This is a genomic window from Nocardia sp. NPDC058519 (assembly GCF_042719755.1).
GTDB lineage: Bacteria > Actinomycetota > Actinomycetes > Mycobacteriales > Mycobacteriaceae > Nocardia.
On record NZ_JBHXNK010000022.1, the window covers coordinates 20,442 to 38,641 of the forward strand.

The 18,200-nt window shown below is 62.6% G+C and carries 14 protein-coding genes; 11 read left to right on the plus strand and 3 right to left on the minus strand.

Going from position 1 to position 18,200, the window contains the following annotated elements:
- Positions 1-19 precede the first annotated feature (19 nt).
- Positions 20-1,465: a metallopeptidase gene (locus ACFWPK_RS23160; RefSeq protein ID WP_378918975.1), complete on the plus strand. Its 1,446-nt coding sequence runs from the start codon at positions 20-22 to the stop codon at positions 1,463-1,465.
- On the opposite strand, the gene ACFWPK_RS23165 is transcribed toward ACFWPK_RS23160, so the two are convergent.
- Positions 1,462-2,784, minus strand: coding sequence for an FHA domain-containing protein (locus ACFWPK_RS23165; protein WP_378918977.1), 1,323 nt, complete (start codon positions 2,782-2,784; stop codon positions 1,462-1,464). The two genes, ACFWPK_RS23160 and ACFWPK_RS23165, sit on opposite strands and share 4 nt — an antisense overlap.
- A gap of 166 nt (positions 2,785-2,950) precedes the next feature.
- On the opposite strand from ACFWPK_RS23165, the gene ACFWPK_RS23170 reads away from it, so the two are divergent.
- Positions 2,951-3,544, plus strand: coding sequence for a hypothetical protein (locus ACFWPK_RS23170; protein ID WP_378918979.1), 594 nt, complete (start codon positions 2,951-2,953; stop codon positions 3,542-3,544).
- 297 nt (positions 3,545-3,841) lie between these two features.
- Here the strand turns inward: ACFWPK_RS23170 and tnpB are convergent, their stop codons facing one another.
- Together tnpB and ACFWPK_RS23180 are read right to left on the minus strand one after the other, a co-directional pair.
- Positions 3,842-5,170, minus strand: a complete 1,329-nt coding sequence (gene tnpB / locus ACFWPK_RS23175; protein ID WP_378918981.1) for an IS607 family element RNA-guided endonuclease TnpB — start codon at positions 5,168-5,170, stop codon at positions 3,842-3,844.
- Complete coding sequence (locus ACFWPK_RS23180) at positions 5,167-5,742, minus strand: IS607 family transposase (protein WP_378918983.1); 576 nt, start codon at positions 5,740-5,742, stop codon at positions 5,167-5,169. The genes tnpB and ACFWPK_RS23180 overlap by 4 nt, the downstream gene beginning before the upstream one ends.
- Positions 5,743-5,885: 143 nt before the next feature.
- Here ACFWPK_RS23180 and ACFWPK_RS23185 point away from each other — a divergent pair, with 143 nt between their 5' ends.
- From ACFWPK_RS23185 to ACFWPK_RS23225, 9 genes are all read left to right on the plus strand, one after another.
- The gene (locus ACFWPK_RS23185) at positions 5,886-7,085 is read left to right on the plus strand and encodes a hypothetical protein (RefSeq protein WP_378918985.1); all 1,200 of its coding nucleotides are present in this window, start codon (positions 5,886-5,888) and stop codon (positions 7,083-7,085) included.
- Entirely contained in the window at positions 7,082-8,311 is a 1,230-nt protein-coding gene (locus tag ACFWPK_RS23190; RefSeq protein WP_378918987.1) for a hypothetical protein, read from the plus strand. Before ACFWPK_RS23185 ends, ACFWPK_RS23190 begins: the two co-directional genes overlap by 4 nt.
- A gap of 383 nt (positions 8,312-8,694) precedes the next feature.
- Positions 8,695-9,687 (plus strand): hypothetical protein, encoded by a 993-nt coding sequence (locus ACFWPK_RS23195; RefSeq protein ID WP_378918989.1) that lies wholly within the window; start codon positions 8,695-8,697, stop codon positions 9,685-9,687.
- A gap of 41 nt (positions 9,688-9,728) precedes the next feature.
- Positions 9,729-10,886, plus strand: a complete 1,158-nt coding sequence (locus ACFWPK_RS23200; protein WP_378918991.1) for a hypothetical protein — start codon at positions 9,729-9,731, stop codon at positions 10,884-10,886.
- Positions 10,887-10,925: 39 nt separating this feature from the next.
- On the plus strand, positions 10,926-12,167 hold the full coding sequence (locus ACFWPK_RS23205; protein WP_378918993.1) for a hypothetical protein: 1,242 nt from the start codon (positions 10,926-10,928) through the stop codon (positions 12,165-12,167).
- Between the two features lie 78 nt (positions 12,168-12,245).
- Positions 12,246-13,829, plus strand: coding sequence for a serine/threonine-protein kinase (locus tag ACFWPK_RS23210; protein WP_378918995.1), 1,584 nt, complete (start codon positions 12,246-12,248; stop codon positions 13,827-13,829).
- Between the two features lie 82 nt (positions 13,830-13,911).
- Positions 13,912-15,474, plus strand: coding sequence for a serine/threonine-protein kinase (locus ACFWPK_RS23215; RefSeq protein WP_378918997.1), 1,563 nt, complete (start codon positions 13,912-13,914; stop codon positions 15,472-15,474).
- 7 nt (positions 15,475-15,481) lie between these two features.
- Positions 15,482-16,750: a hypothetical protein gene (locus ACFWPK_RS23220; RefSeq protein ID WP_378918999.1), complete on the plus strand. Its 1,269-nt coding sequence runs from the start codon at positions 15,482-15,484 to the stop codon at positions 16,748-16,750.
- Between the two features lie 203 nt (positions 16,751-16,953).
- Positions 16,954-18,048, plus strand: a complete 1,095-nt coding sequence (locus tag ACFWPK_RS23225; protein WP_378919001.1) for a hypothetical protein — start codon at positions 16,954-16,956, stop codon at positions 18,046-18,048.
- The last annotated feature ends 152 nt before the right edge of the window (positions 18,049-18,200 follow it).

Below are 18,200 nucleotides of genomic sequence, written 5' to 3' on the forward strand. Positions count from 1 at the left end.
CGGCCGACCAGGGGGACTGATGCCGAAAGCCCAAGTGTTCGTTGCGATTTCTGTCGTGCTATGCGCGCTGATGGGTGTCGGCTGCACACGGGCGGTCGACGGGCACGGAGTCTCCATCTACGACGACCCGTTCCAGGTGGCGGGATTGCCGACCACCGGTGGGCCGAACGGTCCGCGAACCGGCATCGCCGATTCGGCCCTCACCGCGGAAAATGGTGACGGCGGCGACGTGGACAAGCTGGCGCTCAACGCGATCGACGACATCCAGGCCTACTGGCAGGCCGGCTTCGGCACCGAATTCCCCGGCGAGACCTTCGACCCGGTCGAGAAGCTGATCTCCTGGAACGCGCGCGCCGCCCGCAACCAGGCGGTCGAATTCTGCTCCGAAACCACCTACCACCTGGTCAATGCCGCCTACTGCCGCAGCGACAACTCCATCGGCTGGGACCGCGAGATGCTGCTGCCCACCATGAGCGAGACCTTCGGCACGATGTCGGTGGTGATGGTGCTCGCCCACGAGTACGGCCACGCCATCCAGACCATGGCCAAGATGGTCACCAAGAAGACGCCGGTCCTGGTGAAGGAACAGCAGGCCGACTGCTTCGCCGGCGCGTTCATGCGTCACGTCGCCGAGGGCAAGTCGAAGCACTTCACGATCAACACCTCCGACGGGCTGAATTCCGTACTGGCCGCGACTGTTTCGATCCGCGACTCCGATCCCGACGACCCGGAGAGCGTGCACGGTTCGGCCTTCGAACGGGTCACCGCCGTGCAGATCGGGTTCACCGACGGACCGCGCGGCTGCAAGGGCATCGACGAGGACGAGATCGACTCGCGCCGCGGCAACCTCCCACAGAGTTTCGCCGACGACAGCGGTCGCGGTGAATATCCCGTCTCGAAGGAAAACCTCGTCGAGTTGAGCAAGGCGCTCCAGGCAATTCTGCCGGTGAAAGAGGCGCCGACCTACGACTACGCGGGCTCGCGCATCGACTGCAAGGACGGCGCGATCACCGATCCGGTCACCTACTGCCCGGCCAAGAACACCATCGCCACCGACGTGCCAGGGCTGGCCGAGCGTGGCTCCACCGATACCGACGACGACGGACCGCTGCCGGTGAAGGTCAGCGGCGATTACAACGGCTACGTGGTGTTCATCTCCCGCTACACCCTGGCCGTGCAGCGTAGCCACGGCCAGCAGCTGACCGGCGCGAAGACCGGTCTGCGCGCGGCCTGCCTGTCCGGGGTCGTCACCGGAAGACTCGCCCTGCCCGGCCGTCCGGTGAGCCAGGGCGACATCCAGCTGTCCGCGGGCGACCTCGACGAAGCGGTCTCGGGCCTGCTCACCGACGGCCTGGCCGCCAGCGACACCGAAGGCAACACGGTGCCCAGCGGATTCTCCCGCGTCGACGCCTTCCGCGCAGGCGTCCTCAACGGCGAAACCACCTGCCTGTCACGGTATTCCTAGCCGAACGGCGGCGGCGCGGCCGGTTCGTAGCGCAGCACCCGGTTGCCGATCATCACCTCGGTGCCGGGCACGAGCACCATCGGCTGATTCGGCGTGAGCCGGACCCAGTCGCGGTAGCCGGGGTGCCTGCTGCGAGTTCCGTTGGTGGAACCGCGATCGATGAGCTGCACATCCCAATTCACCAGGTGCACTTCGGCATGCGCGCGTGACATGCCACCGGAGGTATCGTCGATGCGCAGCGGGATGAGTCCACGCAGGGCCGCGTCGGAGTTCTCCGGGTCACGCCCGATCACCGCGTCGGCGGCCATCAGGTAGGTCATGCCGTCGTCGAGCACGAGCATGCCGAGCGGCGGGCGGACGACCTCGGCGAGCGCCTGGGTCTGGTCGACCGGCATGCCGCACACCGTGCAGAACGCCGAGCGGGGATCGCTGGGATGCGCACGCGCGCACTTGAATCCCATCACCTTCACCGCCAGCACCGTCGACTTGGCCGTGGCCTCGAGTCTGCGCTGCAGGTCGGGATCGGGTTCGGGCGCCGGATTGGTTCCGGAGTGCCTGGTTTCGGCGTTGTGCGGGTCGACGACAGGTGTGTCGACGGTGCCGTGCGCGTGGCCGGTGACAGCGTCCAGCATCGAGGTAGCCGGTTGCATCCCCGTCGCGGGCTGCTCGGAAGGTCGTGAATCCGGTCGCGGCGCACGTGGTTCCCGGTCGATGCGCGCGGTAGGCGGTGGCGGCCTCCTGGTCTGACCCGCCGGATCCGCGGTCCGCACCCGGCTGCGCACATCGTTGGACCACATCACGGCCCCGCCCGCCTGCGCGATTCCTTCGACGAGCCAACCGATTCCGCGCTCCGGCGGTACTTCCGGGATGCGCCCCTTGGCGTCGTCGACGAACAGCGCGACCGCCTTCGCCGGCTCCGAGGCCACCCGATCGACGGTGAACGCCGCGTCACTACCGCGGTAGTACTCCGGGCCACGATCATCGGTGAGAACCGCGGTCACCGAACCGTGCAGGAAGATCGCCACGCCACCGTTGTCCGCGGCCGAGAGCACCCCGAAATCGATCGGCACGCCCGGCGAGATCTGCTCGGCGTACTTCATGAGCCAGCGGGTCGCCTCACGCGCCACCACCGAACCCGGCCCCGACGGTGCCTGCTCGTGCGCGTCACGCACCAGCTCCGCCAGCGATTCCAGCGCGATCGCCGCGGTGTCACCGGGCGTGAGCTTGCCCTGCCCGCGATGCGCGACCACGATCACCGCGCCCGCGACCCGTGCGACCGCGTGACTTCCGAGCACCACTTCGACCTGCCGATCCCTCACAGGTATCGGCCTCTACCGGAACTGCACAGCAGGGGGGTCGCCATGTCATCCAGAGTATGGCAAGCACCCCACATAGGTCCCCCTGGGCGGGTTCGGTCCGGTAACTTCATACCTAGTGGGCGCAGCCGCGAAGCGTTCGTCACCTCTCTTGCGCACGGTCGCAGCGATGGCGGAGGAACGCGTATCGCGGGAGGACATCAAGGGGCATGTGATGATCGATTCGACCAAAATTCGCATCGCGCTCGCCTTGGGCGGTGCCCTGATCACCCTCACCGGCTGCGCGGTCAGCGGCACGCCTGTCGCCGGTGAGCCCGATGTGCGCGGTCTGGAGACCGGCACCTTCGCCACCGACCGGCACACCTACACCGACACAGCGGGCAACAAGGGCGCGCTCGTCGAGGGTGCGCGGATGTCGGCGGCGGTAGTGTCCGCGGTGCGGATCGATCCTTCGCTGTCGCACGGACGCGGCGGTGTCGTCATCCCCGATATCGAACGCGCGCTGGATTTCGTCGCCAATGTCTCCAAACCTGTTCTGGAGAACCGCAAATTCATCACCGGCTACGTCGCGCTCGGCGCCGACCAGGCCGATCCCGACGGCGAATCCCGCCCCGGCCCCGAAGCCACCGCCCTGACCACCGCCCTGTTCCGGTTCCCCACCGCGGCCGCCGCGACGCTCGCCGCGCGCGAACTCGAGGACGTCGACCTGGCCGTCTCCCCCGACAATCGCAAACTCGCCTCCGCCAAATACCTCGACGCCTAACTCCTTCGCCTCCTACCCCTCACAACACCTCGTCAACAGGGCAGCCGACCTCACCGCCCGCCAAAATCTGGTCCACGCAACAGGAGTCGAGGCCCACGCGGTCGTCGACGGCGGCGCCGTCACCCTGGTACGCGACCAGTCCGCCCGGCCAATCCCTCGTGCGGGGGCTCATCGATTCGGCGGGCCATTACGACCCGATCACCGCCCCCGCCGACATTCCGACCGCGACCTGCCTGAAACTCAACGACAACGACAACGACAGCAAAAGAAGAAGAAGATCACCGCCCAGTACGCCGTTCACGAAACGAGTAATTCTGTCTCGTGATCCATGTTCTTGCGAACATGGCCTTGGCCGCTTCGCGGCCTTCCCGTGGCAGTCTCACTGCCCGGCGCGGAGCCAGGTCTGACATGAGTTCCAGCGGGCTGCTCCCGAAGCAACTCTCCGGGGGTTCCGCCAGCGAGGGCGGCGAGGTTCTGCGCGGCGTTGTGGTCCCGGTCGAGCACCAGGCCACACGCCGTGCAGGCGTACATCCGTTCCGAGAGAGCCAGCTTGGCTTTCGCTGTGCCACACCCGGAACAGGTCTTGCTGGAAGCGAACCATCGGTCCGCGACGACAACACCGACACCCGCAGCATCCGCCTTGTAGGACAGTTGGCGCCGGAACTCGGCCCACCCGGCGTCCGTAATGTGCCGTGCGAGACGACGGTTACGCACCATGCCAGCGACGTGCAAGTCCTCGATTCCGATGACATCGAACTCGCGCACCAGTCGCGTGGTGATCTTGTGCAGGCTGTCCCGACGTTGGTTCCCGACACGGGCGTGCAGCCGGGTGACCCGCGCCTGTGCCTTGCGCCAGCGATTCGACTGTGTTTGCCCTGTGCGCCTGTCCGGCCCCTGCCGGCGGGCCGTGACTCGCTGCGCCCGCCGCAGCTCCTGCTGCGCCTTGTCGAGGTGGCGAGGGTTGGCGAGATTCTCGCCGGTCGACAAGGTTGCGAGCGCCGAGATGCCGAGGTCGACACCAACCACCCGTTGCCCGCCACGCGGGGCGGCATCGGTGTCGGGCAGTTCGACCGAAAATGAGATGTGCCAGCGGCCTCGCTGGTGCGAGAGAGTCGCCGACATGATCCGGGCGGTACCGGTCTCGATCTTGCGGGAGAGCTTGCGGGTCGACTCGTGCGTGCGGACCTCACCGATCCGCGGCAGCTTCACATGTCGACGGTCGCGGCCGATCCCGAACGCTCCGGTGGTGAACCGGCACGACTGGCGGGCGTGTTTCGACTTGAACCGCGGCATCCGAGCGCGACCGTCGCGGCGGTTGCCGAGCGCGGTCGACAGGTTCGCGCAGCCGGAGGCGTAGGCCTCCTTGCTGTTCTCCACCCACCACGGCGCAACCTCGCCCTTCGCCTGGTTCCAGGCTTTGCGCAGGCTGTACGCGGAGGTGTTGATCCACGGCGTGCGGTCCGCGTCGGCGATCCCGTAGGACTCCTCGGCCTTGCGCTGGTTCCAGTTCGCTTTCACCTGCGCGAGCGCCCAGTTATAGGTGTACCGCTGTGCCCCGCAGTGCGAACGAAACTGATGTTGCTGCTCGGCCGTGGGGTCCAGCGCGAACAGATACGCCCGGATCACTCAGTATCCCGGTGGGCTTCGATCGCGGCGATCGCCGCCTCGGCTCGGCGTCGGGCGGACCTGCGGCCATATAGCCGGCCGCACATGGACGTGAGCACGTCAACCATGTCCTGTACCAGGTCGTCGGGCAGCTCGGCCTCGTCGAGGACGACGAGAGTGCGCCCGGACGCAGCCAGGGCTTGCTCGACGTACTCGACCCCGAATCGTGCGAGCCGTTCGCGGTGCTCGACCACGATCGTTCCGACGGTCGGGTCGGCCAGCACCTTCGCCAGCATGGTGCGATGCCCGTTCAGTCCCGAACCGACTTCGGAGACAACACGATCCAGGACGAGCCCTCGCTGCGAACACTCGACCGCCACCCGGCCGACCTGTCGTTCGAGGTCTTCGGCCTGGTCACTGCTCGACACTCGGCAGTACGCGACCGTCAGCCCGGTCGAGGCTTGCGGCGGCTCGACCAGGATCGTCCCGGTCGGCAGTTGACGGGCAGGGACCGGCAACGTGCCAGCGTGGAACCAGTTCAACGCTGTCCGATAGGAGATGCCTTGCACCTCCGCCCATACCCGCAATTTCATGTCGTCATTTTTACATAGAAGAACATAGAACAACACATATTGGCCTACAGCATCGAACCCAGCAGGCCACCTTGTGAGTTCGCTCGGCCCTACTCCTCGAAAGCGGTGAAGTAGGATTCCGCCGACAATCGTTTCGGGGAGGAATGATCGCGTTGCGAGCCACGAAAGTCGTCTGCGTCCTGGCGACCGCACTGTTGACCACTGTCGTCACGGCCTGCGGTGGTCCCGACGAGATCACCGTCACCGACGCCCCCGTGGACCTCGCCACCCTCGATGTCGGCAACTATCCGACCCAGCCCCGCCAGATCGGCACGGTCGCGAACCTCGACCAGGGCCGCTTCATCGAGGCCGAACGCCTCGGCGACTTCGTGCCGACGCCCGCCGATATCGATCCCCGGTTCGTTCACACCAATCCGTCGATCGCGTCGGTCTTCCTCGACGCCGAAGCCGCGCTCGGCAAGATCATGGCCGTCGACCGCTTCGCCGAGGTCGCCCCCGATTTCATCGGCGGATTCGTGAGCTCGGCGGAGACCGAGCCCAACAATATGGGCCTCGACATGGTGAACGCGGTCATGATCTTCCCCGACGCGCAGAAGGCCACCACCGCCGCCGCCGAGCTGGAGAAGCTCGACTTCGGCTACGCCCCGAACAATCAGCGCATCGAGATCCCCGGTTACCCCGCGGCGATCGCGCACTGGCAGCCCGACCAGCAGTCGATCGGATCCTGGTTCGCCACCGGTCATCTGGTGATCTACACCTGGTTCTACGACTACCTGAAGATCTGGCTGGAGAAGGTCGACAAGCAGGCCCTGCTCGATCTCACCCGCAAGAGCCTGGACACGATCGTCCCCTCGGTCGCGAAGTTCACCCCAACCACCGGCGACCTGATGACCTTGCAGCGCGACCGCGACGGCATGCTCGGCCGCACCGCACCCCGCCCCCGCGAGGATTCCTGGATCAACCCGCCGGGTGTCTACGCGGGCCGCACCGCCCGCCATTTCCTCTCCGACCCGGTGAGCGCGGCGAAGATGATCGACGACTACGGCATCGACCTCTACGCCAACGACGGCGCCGAGGTCTACCGTGCCCGCGACATCGCCGGCGCCCAGGGTGTCCGTGACGAACTCGGCGGCGTCACCCGCAAATTCACCGCCTCCGCGTCACCGAAGAACCTGCCGAGCGCCCAGTGCAAGGAATACATCGGCAGGAAACAGCGGATCGCGATCCGCTTCTATTGCGCGGTGTCCTACGACCGCTACGCCGCCTACGTCTGGTCGAACCAGCTCCTCGACGCCCAGCAGCGGATCTCGGCCCAGTACGCATTGTTGGTGAACGCGAAATGAGAATTCGATACGCCTTGATCGCCGTGCTGACCACGGTCCTGACCGCTTGCGGTTCCACCCTGTCCGGTCAGGCATTGCCCGGCGAGATGGATGTCCGGACCCTCGACGTCGGCTCCTACCCCACCGAGCCGATCAACGCCCACGACGACGACCCCGTCCCCGCCTTCTACGCGATGTACGAGGTGGCGGCGATGCGGATCGCCGACTATGTGATCAACTCCCGCGACATCGACGCCCAGATGGTCTACGGCAAACGCGCCCGCACCGTCTCCGGGGGCGTGATGCCGTCGGCCCTCGGCGACGAGACCGCGATGTCGGTCGTCGCGAAGAAGCACAAGATGCTGTACGGCTTCGAATCCAGTGGCGCGGCCAAGGATTCCCGCGTCGAGACCTACGGCGGCTGGCCGACCAAGAAGGCCGACAACAGGGTCACCGCCACCACGATGGTCCTCCAATTCCCCGACACCGACCGAGCGGCCGCCGCGGCGAAAGAGTTCTACGACACCGATTTCGGCATGCAGGAAGGTCGCAACCAGCCGGTGGCCGTCCCCGGACACCCTGCGGCCCTGTCACATTGGCGTCCCGACTCACCTTTCCTGCGCACCGTGCTCCCACACGGCCCCTATGTGATCGCCTTCCTGCTGTCGGTGGCCACCCCCGACCAGCAGGCGCTCACCGCCCTGGCCTCGAATGCCTACACCGAGCAGATCGCGGCACTCGCCAAAACCACACCGCTGACCGACGAACAGGTCATGACCCTGCCCTGGGATCCCGACCACCTCCTGATGCGCACCCTCAATCCAGAGCAGCTGCCCAGCCCATCCGGCGACGGCTACTACGTGGTCACCGGCAAGCACGGCATCCTGCACTACGCCGGCGACCAGCTCCCCACCGACCGCCACTACATCGACGAGCAGCTCACGAAGATGAGCGCTCAGCAGGTGGCCCTGTCCTGGGGCTCGATCGGCATCCGCACCCCCGACGCGCAGACCGCCCGCCGCGCGGTCACCGAGAAGATGTTCCCCTGGCAGGTAGAAGCCGAAGCCGCGAGCCCACCCAACCTCCCCGATTCCGCCTGCGTGGAGAACAAACGCCCGGGCGCCTCGAAACGCTTCAGCTGCATCCTCGCCTACAACGAATACGTCGGAATAGTAAGTGGCAACCAGCTTTTGGATGCCCATCAACGTGCGGCCGCGCAATATGCACTATTCGCCAACAGCCGCTAGCCCACCGGCGCGCTCACACCGAGTTGACTGACGACGGTCGTGCTCCTTCGCACAGAGCGTCGGTGTCACGATCGAGTAGTATTCTCGCCGAGCACAAAGCCCGAGGCGGCCGACCCGACCACACTGTCGCGAGTCGACGTCGCCACGGTACGAAGAATCGGGGGGATCCGGTGAAGTTGCGAACACGGCTGCTCATGCTGGCCACAGTCACTGCTGTCACAGCAGTCGGCTGTGCGACCACCGTGCCCGGTACGGCTACACCGGGCACGGCTCCCGTCGACATCTCGAGGCTGAGGCTGGGCAACTACTCGCCCGAGCCCACCCCGTACGGTCTTCCGGATTCGTCGGAGGTCAAAGACGTTCGCCGACACGAGTCGAAGCGAATGCTGAACTACATCATTCCGTCCACCGATGTCGATCCCGCGATCAGCGAGTTGACCGCTGTCGAGACCTTCACTGTCCCGGAAGACCCGTTTCGTTCACCGGTACTACCGGAGAAGTACAGACCTGCAATGTTCGATAACAAGCTGGTCGCGGGCGTCTACGTCGTGCGAACCAACGGCAATACGCGCAGTCTCGAGAAGCTGATCATTTCGGTGCTTCGATTCCCCACCGAACAGGCCGCGCGCGGTGCCGGCGACCAGATGGTCCAGGCCACTCTGGTGGACCCATCTCAAGTGTTCACTGTCGACGGACACCCGAATGTGCGCGCCTCGTCGAAGGACTGGACAGCCGGCGTTGCCTACGTCACCAGGGGAAGCTACTTGGTTATCGCCAATTACGGTGTACCCCAACCTGACGAGACCAAGGTCAAGACAAACATCAAGAAGACGCTCGACCTCCAACTCGCCGAACTGGAGAAGTTGACACCGACCCCATTCGAGGATGTCCTCGATATCCCATTCGATCCCGACGGCATCATGCGGCGAGCTCTCCCCGAGGCCTCGGACTATAGCGATCCGTTCTCGTCTGACCTCGACTTCTACGCCTACCAGCCGTCGGGACAGCTGCATTACGAACGGAATCCGGCGGTGATGAAGCAAGCCTTCGCCGACAGCGGAGTCGACCTGATCGGTAGACGTGTCGGAATCGTTTACCGCACAAGAGACCTCGCTGCCTCATTTCATCTGCAATCCGCGTTGGTGACGCTCGGCAAGAACGATGAAGAGATCGCCCCTCCCCCCGGTCTCTTGGATGCTCGATGTATCCAACTGTACGAAGGAGATCCGCTGCGCCACTATGACCTGCTGTGCGCCGTGGTGCGAGGCCGATACGTCGGCGTCGTGGTTGCCAAGACCAAGCTGGGTGGAATGGCCAACCCCGGGCTGTACGAGCGGGCGGCAGCCCAGTACGTGGTCCTGGCGAAGAGCGAGTGAGACGAACCGTGAGATTTGATGTGAGACGCTGCGTCAGCCTGATGGCGATTGTCGCGATAGCCGCCGGATGCGGAAATGACAGCCAGCCCACTACGCCCACAGTAGATCTGAGCCAACTCGATACCGGCAACTACCAGTCGACGCCCCGCGACCCGAATACCTCCAAAGCTGACGACACCGGCCAGGCGATCGAAGCCATCCGTCTCGGCGCGGCGGTCCCGCTTCCCTACGATGTCGACCGCAGTTACGGGTTCCAGCGCCTGCGCAGCCCAGCCGTCCGCATGACGTCGAGGATTCCTGGAGCGATGACCAGGATCGACGACGAGGTGTTCCCGGAAGTGACAACGGGGCTCATCGTCGGATGGGAAACCAGTGGTGAACGTCGCGACCAAGCGTTTCTCGGCCGCCAAGCCTGGATTTACGTCTATCGATTCGGAACTGCAGCCGAGGCCGCGACCGCAGCGCAGCGTATCCCCGAGATGCAACAGAAACGTGGTGCCGGCCGCGCTGTGGGTATCCCAGGGTTTGCGAATGCCCGCAGCAATTGGGCCGGCACTGCCCTCGATTCGTGGATGGCGCAGGACACCATGGTCTTCGGCGTGCGCCTGGACGACCCGATGACCGAACCTGCGGACCCCGCCGCGGGGATCGAATTCACCACCAACGCGTACTCCAAGATCATCGAGATGCTGCAGGGGTATGTTCCTACCCCGGTCGACAAGATCGCCGCGCTGCCGATCGATATCGACGGAATGCTGAGCAGGACCCTGCCCAGCAACGAGGACCAGTGGGTCGGCAAGGTACCCATTGGCGCCGTAGAGCCTGCCCAGGCCGCACTGGTCTACGACCCCACACCAGGAACCACCAAACCCGCGTTCATCGACGCCGGAGTCGACCTGGTCTCGAGCGATTCCTATTATTTCCGTGTCTACCGAGCTGAAGACGCCAAGGCGACAGAGCGTCTCCAAGCAGCGCTGATAGCACCGCATCTCGAGTTTCTGAAACCAGTCGACAGCCCCCGAAACCTTCCGCAGGCCGCCTGCTACGACAGGAAGGACGACACGGCGCGGACGTCCGGCTACGGGCCGATCTGCTACGTCGCCTATGACCGGTACCTCGCGCGCGTCACCGGCTCGAATGTTCAGGATGTCCGGCAGCGGACTTCCGCCCAATACAAGATGCTCGCGGTCGACCGCTGACTACGGCGTGTTCCTCCCCCTCAGAATCGAGAGATCTCAATGACTGTCTTCGGCGGTGACAAGAACCGTCGCGTCGTGACGGCAATACTCACGGTATGTCTGCTGACAGCCGCGTCCGTCGGCTGCGGTTCGACAGTTTCCGGTGACGCGCAACAGGCCACAGCCAAAACCACCTTGGACGTCGGGAACTATCCATCGACACCGGGGACCATCGGTAATGCCAAGAGCAACAAGCAAGCTCGCGCTCGGGAGTCCCAGCGACTCGGCGACTACGTCGTTCTCCCCTTCGAAGCCGACCCTACTTACACCATGGTGACAGGGTTCTTCCCTTCCCCGATCGTGCTGAATCGCAAGGGCCTCAGCAAGATGATCGTCAACGACACCTTCGACGATGTCGCCAAGGATCTGACTGCGGGATGGGTCAACTCGTGGTCGACGGGTGACAGCGCGTTGGACAAGGGCCACCGTGTAAGCCTCGCGGTATTGATGTTCCCGGATGCCGCAACCGCAGCGGTGGTCGGCCCAACACTCGAGCACGACGACTTCACCTACAACTCCGACAACGAGCCGGTACAGATCACGAAATACCCAGGGACCACGGCGCATTGGCGACCTGGAATCTCATCCATCGGGTCTTGGACAGTCCACGATCGGTATGTCGTCTTCATCAAGCTCGACGACGAGACCCACCCAGCCGATCTACCTTCGCTCACCGGCCAGGTAGAGCGCATGCTCGAAGTCCAGTTGCCGCTGTTGGATAAGTTCACGCCGACCCCGACGCCGGACCTGCCCCATGTAGCACTCGACGTCGACGGATTGCTCGGCCGTACGCTGCCGAGCAGCCCTGACAACCCGACGCGGGCACAACCTGATGGCGTATTCACCGGGCGTGGGGTGTTCTCGTTGCTGGTCAACGCAGGCCCCGCGACGTTCACGCGATTGGACGAGTTCGCGATCGACCTCATCTCCTTCGGCGAGTCCGTAATCTTCCGTAGTCGCACACAAGAGGCGGCTGAACGTCACTTCGCGGATCAGGCGAACGCAGCTGCGTCGATGGCGACATCGAATCGTATTTTCAAACCGATCCCAGCGCCGCCTGGCCTCGGCCAGAACGTCGCCTGCTACGCGATCGCCGCGACAGTCGACGGCAAGGAGGTAGGCGCCACCGCCAACTACTGCGGGTTCCAGACCGATCGATACTACGTCGAAGTCGAAAGCACTCAGGTTCAGGACCTCTATCAACAGGTCAACGCCCAGTACGCAATGCTCACCGGCAAGTAAGCAAGATCAGTCGCACGCTTGCTAGATTTCGTCCGAAGGCTCGTTGTCCGGGCGTTCGACAACGAGGAGGAGGACCGAATGGCGTTGCGGCCCGGCGCAATTGTCGGTGGATACCGAGTGCTCAACATTCTCGGCAGCGGAGGCATGGGCACGGTCTACCTGGCCCAGAACCCGATCCTGCCCCGAACCGACGCGTTGAAGGTGCTCAGTGCCGATCTGTCCACCGACGCCGAGTTCCGTGCCCGGTTCGAGCGTGAAGCCAACCTCGCCGCAGGTCTGGATCACCCGAACATCGTCGCGGTATACAACCGTGGCGAGGAGGACGGCCAACTCTGGATCGCCATGCAGTACGTCGATGGCATCGACGCGAGTGATGAGGCGAAGAAGGGACCCTCGGTGATGACGCCTGCGCGCGCACTGAGGATCGTGTCAGAGGTAGGCAAGGGCCTTGATCACGCGCACCGTCGCGGACTGCTGCACCGTGACGTGAAGCCCGCCAATTTCCTGCTCGCGAAACCCGAAGATCACGCCGAGGATGAGCGCGTACTCCTCACCGACTTCGGTGTCGCCAAGTCCGCGGAGGATAGCCAAGACCTCACAGCGACCGGCAGTTTCATGGCCACGGTCGCCTACGCACCGCCTGAGCAGTTGGTCGCGAGCAAACTCGACCACCGAGCCGATATATACAGCCTCGGCTGTGCGTTCTTCAAACTCGTCACGGGGCAAAACCCCTATCCTGCAACAGTGCCAGCGCTGGTCATGATGGGCCATCTCCACGAGCCGCCGCCTCGGGTGACAGCTGTTCGTCCCGATCTGCCACCCGCGCTCGATCGCGTCATCGCCCGAGCGATGGCGAAAGATCCGGCTGATCGATACAACACCTGCAGAGAATTCACCCGTGATGCCGAGGCCGCCCTGTTCGGGCCGCCCAACCAGGCGCCAGGGCCCCATTCGACGGAACCGAACCATGCCACGTATCAGACCGGCCACTCACCTCAGACCGCCCGAACCGATGTCCACGGAAGCTACGTGCCAACATCGGGATTCACTCCGTCAGGAGAGTCCGCCGAACAGAATCTTGTCGACACCCTGCGCCGAGGGAGCGGCGGCACTCGACCTAAACGCCGACGCATCCTCGTGCCGACGATCCTCGCCGTTGTCCTCGCCGTCGCAGTCGGCTCGGCAACATATTTCCTCACCAGACAGTCCAACGATCCCGCCGCGTCGACTCAAAGCATGCTCGCTGACATCCGGGCGAAGCATCCCCAGTTCGACAACAAGTCCATCACGGCGGTCAACTACACCGGGTCTTCATTGGCGGTCTACCTAAACGGCGGACCGCAAGCTAAGTTTTTGCAGGACATCGGGTTCCGATACACGTCGAAGTACAAAACCGCGGGCGACGAAACAGCCCCGCGCTCGATCTCGCTCAACTCGTCATCGACGGATTTCGATTCCGACATCATCATGGTCCTGCGGACCGACATCCAGGCAGGCAACGGAGGACTCCGCGGTCTCCCGTCCGGGTTGATGTACGGCTCCGCGAACCTCGTCGTTATCGATGACCTCAATGCTATACAGCCATTCCAGGTCTGGACCGATCAGTCGCCGGACCGCCTGGTGAAGACACTCGTTCCTACCATCGCCAAGACGGTGACCTAGGCTGACCGGTGGAATCGCTGCAGTACGTGCGGACCCTGCGCAAGGCGGCTCCGTTCTATGTCGAATCAGGAGTTAGTGGAACATGGCGTTGAATCCCGGAACCCTCGTGGGTGGGTATCGCATCCAGCGGGTCCTCGGCGCGGGCGGCATGGGCACTGTCTACCTCGGCAAACACCCAAGTCTGCCTCGCATGGACGCGCTGAAAGTGCTCAGCGCCGAACTGAGTCGCGACCCGGAGTTCCGAGCCCGTTTCGAACGTGAAGCAAACTTGGCCGCGGGCCTTGACCACCCGAACATCGTGTCGGTGTATAACCGCGGCGACGAACACAACCAACTGTGGATCGCCATGCAGTACGTCGAAGGCACGGACGCAGCAGCGGAACTGGCTCGTGATCCGCACGCGATGACGCCTCTGCGCGCCCTGCGGATCACAACCGAAGTCGGCAAGGGTCTGGACTACGCGCACCGTCGTGGTCTCCTCCACCGTGACGTCAAGCCGGCCAACTTCCTCCTGTCCACCTCCACCGATGATGACGAAGAACGCATATTCCTCACCGACTTCGGTGTCGCGAAGTCCACCGACGACGCCACCGAACTCACCCAAACCGGCAGCTTCCTGGCCACGATCGCCTACGCACCACCAGAACAACTCAGCGGTGCCACCCTCGACCACCGCGCCGACATCTACAGCCTCGCCTGCGCCTTCTACAAACTCCTGACCGGCCAAAACCCTTACCCCGCAGCACAACCCGCCATGGTCATGATGGGCCACCTCCACGAGCCCCCACCCCAGGCAACCCGAATCCGCCCCGGCCTACCCCACGCCATCGACCACATCTTCGCCCGCGCGATGGCCAAAAACCCCGCCGAACGCTTCGCCACCTGCCGCGAGTTCACCGACGCGGCCGCGAACGCGCTCACCCCCGGTTTCAACCCGACTGGGCACAACACCTCGCCCACGTATCCGATCCAGGTGATGCCGCCCCGCGAGCACACCGATCCGCGGGCGGCAGCGTCGTTGCCGGGTCTCACAGCTTCCACTCCGAGCGCGGCCCGCAAGTCCAAGCGTGCGGTATTGATAGGCAGTGCGGCGGTGGTCGCAATCGCTCTGACTGCCGGTATCGGCGTGTTCGCGCTGTCCGGCGACGACACTCCCAGCACCAGTTCGTCAGGTCCCGGAACCTCTTCCGTGGCCGGGGCTGCAACGCTGACCCCGCTCGAGCAAGCGCGTAAGGACAACCCTGCGTTCCTGGGGAAGACCGTCACGATCATCGATGTCACCCAGGCGAAGGGCTTCGGCGTCTATTTGACTGGTTCACCGCAAACACAGTTCATCGAAAAACTGGGATTCGTATACAACTTCGAATATACGAATACCGAGGGAGAGCCATCTCCCAAGGCATTTACCGACATCTACGGCTCCATGAAGTCTCCCGATGACGGCTACATCATTGTCATACGTAGCGACGAAAAAGCTGGCGGCGGCGGCCTGCTCGGGCTTCCATATCAGATCACAAGCTCCCGAGCTACGGTAATTCCAATCGATGTGCCGGCAACGGTCTCCGCGATGAGAAATTGGTCCGCAGACTCCGAACGCATCCTGGTTGACCAGATGGTTCCGATCCTGAAGTCCAAAATAAAATAGCATTGCAATGCAAAAGGGGGATGTTTTGAAACTACACCAAAAGCTGCCACGCCTCACCGAAGTTCCCGCGCGGGGCATCGCAGTCACAGCCATAGCTATCGGCATGCTGCTCATAGCAGCCTGCGGCAGCGACCCCAAGCCATCGGCTCAGATTTCGTCCGATCCTCAGATAGATCTCAGCAAACTGGATCTGGGCAATTATGCTGCGGTACCTCAGTCGATCGAAAAGCCCACTAACGAAGCGCATGGACGTGCAGTCCAGGCCCAAAGGCTTGCAAATTACATTCCATTACCGATGGAAATCGATCCCCGGCTAGAATACGCTTCCAGTATTCGACAGAGGGTATTTACAACCATAGATTACGAGACAATGGGCAGCTGGGTGGGATCCGACCTAGAACCACATAAGAACTCCCTGGCGGGATTCATTTCAGGATTCACTAGCGCAGCAAACTCCGACGCTCATCGAAATCTTTCGATGTCACTAGAAAATCGCACACTGATATTCGATAGCGAAACAGCAGCGTCCACCGCGATGAACGCAATTGTCGATTCAGAACTCGCAGCTGATCCTGGGAAGGAAACCTTAACTGTTCCACAGTTCCCCAATGCACGCGCGTATTGGAAATCAGGCCAACCAACGATGTGGTCGTGGTATGCCACGGGCAAATTCGTTATCTTCACGCTGGTTTGGGACCACCTGAGCGGCGAGCTGTCAATAACAAACCCCCCGGGCATGATGGACCTTGTAACCAAGAGCCTGGCCGCGATTCCCGATAAGATCTCCAGGTTTGACCCTGCCTCGGCACCAGAGCGGGACTCTTCGTCGCCCGACTGGGACGGCATGTTGGCTCGTACCGTCCAAGCCATCGACGATCAGACTCCCGGACTCACAACTCCGGGAGTCTACGATCGTCATGGCGGATTACACATATCACGGCGGCCAGATCTAGATCGCACCTTGTTCGAAACCGCGGGAGTTGACCGCGTTGCATTCAACGGTGGCTACCTCTACCGCGCTAAGGATCCGGCAGCAGCAACCACGCTCACGAACCAACATTCCTTATTCACCAAGTACTATCGCAAAGTCGCGCCACCAGCCGGATTACCAGTCGCAAGATGCTATGAGTTGAAGAACCCAACAACAAAGAGCAAGATGCGCTACTACTGCAGCGTCAACTTTGACCGGTATGCAGCAGACATCTCCGCCAACCAACTCTCCGACGCCTACCAGCGGATCTCTGCCCAGTACGCACTTCTGGCGAGCGGCAAATGATGTCCAACTCCCCGAAGCAGAGGAACTTGATGCATTCCAGAATCGCGCGGACTTGTGCGATGGCAATCATTGCAATCGTTGCCTCCGGGTGCGAATCAATAGTCACAGGCGCAGGTACCGCAGGAGAGATCGACGTTCGAACTCTCGACGTTGCAAAGTATCCGGTTGAGCCAATAGATACGATTTACGAATATAGCCCTAGTATGAGTAGTTCAGAGATTCTTGCGGCAAACCGGCTTGCAGGCAATATTGCGCTCGGTACAGATATTGATCCCGAACTCAAATATGGAGCGGGTAACGCCCTGACGTCAGCTGGCACCGCAGCTTCATATTTAAGCAAGGCGACACGAGGAGTCCTCCAGGAAAATAACATGCTTTACGGTTGGGCAAGTGGGAGCACCGACAAACAAGAATTTGCCATCTTATCCAACACTGCGGGTGACGATGCACTAGCCGAACTCCAACGCAAACGCATGACGCCAAAATTCACCGGTATCACGGTGCTGCAGTTCACCGATGACGAAACTGCCATCCGCGTCGCAAAGGATATATCGAACGCCGACTTCACAGTTGCTGCCAACGAAAACCAGCCGGTCTCTCTGCCGAATTACCCAACAGCCAGCAGCCATCGGCGACCAGGAATTCCGACACTTGGATCGACTCTTGCTCACGGGCGCTATGTTATCTACCTACACGTCGGCGTCCGCGACGACGATGTCACCCAATTAACCACACTGGCAGAGAAGACTTATCGTACCCAAATATCATTGCTAGACAAGCTTCCTTCCCTTTCGCCAGCCGAAATGCTCAAACTTCCGCCAGACCCCGATGGGATGCTTCGCAGAGCGTTGAACCCCAAAGCGATGCCAGGTGTGGGCGGGGTTGAATATTTCACCCTCGATAGAATCGGCTACTACCAGGCGAATCGCAAACAGCACCTGAATGATGCACTATATTCGGAGACTGGCGCCGACCGGTTCACGCGATCATGGGGTACCGAACTCATAAGAACACATGACGAAGAATCAGCGGAAACCCTGCGAAACAAAGTGATCGACCTTCTCGTCCCATCTTCATCGGCCGCCGATTCGCCACCCAAGTTGCCGGACACTAAATGTGCCGAGAACACTGACCCTCGCCTGAAGGACAGGTTCGTTGATACCGGAGAGCGCAAACGTTTCCAGTGTGCCGTGAGCTATCGACGCTACGTTGCCGTGGTCGAGGCCGACCAGATCCAGGACGCGCATCAGCGGGCGGCCGCGCAGTATGCACTATTGGCGAATAGCCAGATCCAGTAGTACTTCGCAACTGATCCAGGGAATCAAAAGCATCAAACTCACAGTCGTCGTAGGCAGGTAGTCGCGATCTGACCGGATCTGGTGTGGTGCATGATGTTCGGTCGTGACCGACAAACTATCGTTGCGGTTGGTGCCTGATGAGCTGTGGGAGC

What these genes read in the sequence shown, in the direction of transcription:
- ACFWPK_RS23220 (WP_378918999.1), top strand. Translation starts at nt 15,482, where the DNA reads ATGCAAAAGGGGGATGTTTTGAAACTACACCAAAAGCTGCCACGCCTC.
- ACFWPK_RS23200 (WP_378918991.1), top strand. Translation starts at nt 9,729, where the DNA reads ATGGCGATTGTCGCGATAGCCGCCGGATGCGGAAATGACAGCCAGCCC.
- ACFWPK_RS23180 (WP_378918983.1), bottom strand. Translation starts at nt 5,742, where the DNA reads ATGAAATTGCGGGTATGGGCGGAGGTGCAAGGCATCTCCTATCGGACA.
- ACFWPK_RS23205 (WP_378918993.1), top strand. Translation starts at nt 10,926, where the DNA reads ATGACTGTCTTCGGCGGTGACAAGAACCGTCGCGTCGTGACGGCAATA.
- ACFWPK_RS23215 (WP_378918997.1), top strand. Translation starts at nt 13,912, where the DNA reads ATGGCGTTGAATCCCGGAACCCTCGTGGGTGGGTATCGCATCCAGCGG.
- ACFWPK_RS23190 (WP_378918987.1), top strand. Translation starts at nt 7,082, where the DNA reads ATGAGAATTCGATACGCCTTGATCGCCGTGCTGACCACGGTCCTGACC.
- ACFWPK_RS23195 (WP_378918989.1), top strand. Translation starts at nt 8,695, where the DNA reads ATGCTGAACTACATCATTCCGTCCACCGATGTCGATCCCGCGATCAGC.
- ACFWPK_RS23210 (WP_378918995.1), top strand. Translation starts at nt 12,246, where the DNA reads ATGGCGTTGCGGCCCGGCGCAATTGTCGGTGGATACCGAGTGCTCAAC.
- ACFWPK_RS23170 (WP_378918979.1), top strand. Translation starts at nt 2,951, where the DNA reads ATGGCGGAGGAACGCGTATCGCGGGAGGACATCAAGGGGCATGTGATG.
- ACFWPK_RS23185 (WP_378918985.1), top strand. Translation starts at nt 5,886, where the DNA reads ATGATCGCGTTGCGAGCCACGAAAGTCGTCTGCGTCCTGGCGACCGCA.
- ACFWPK_RS23160 (WP_378918975.1), top strand. Translation starts at nt 20, where the DNA reads ATGCCGAAAGCCCAAGTGTTCGTTGCGATTTCTGTCGTGCTATGCGCG.
- ACFWPK_RS23225 (WP_378919001.1), top strand. Translation starts at nt 16,954, where the DNA reads ATGAGTAGTTCAGAGATTCTTGCGGCAAACCGGCTTGCAGGCAATATT.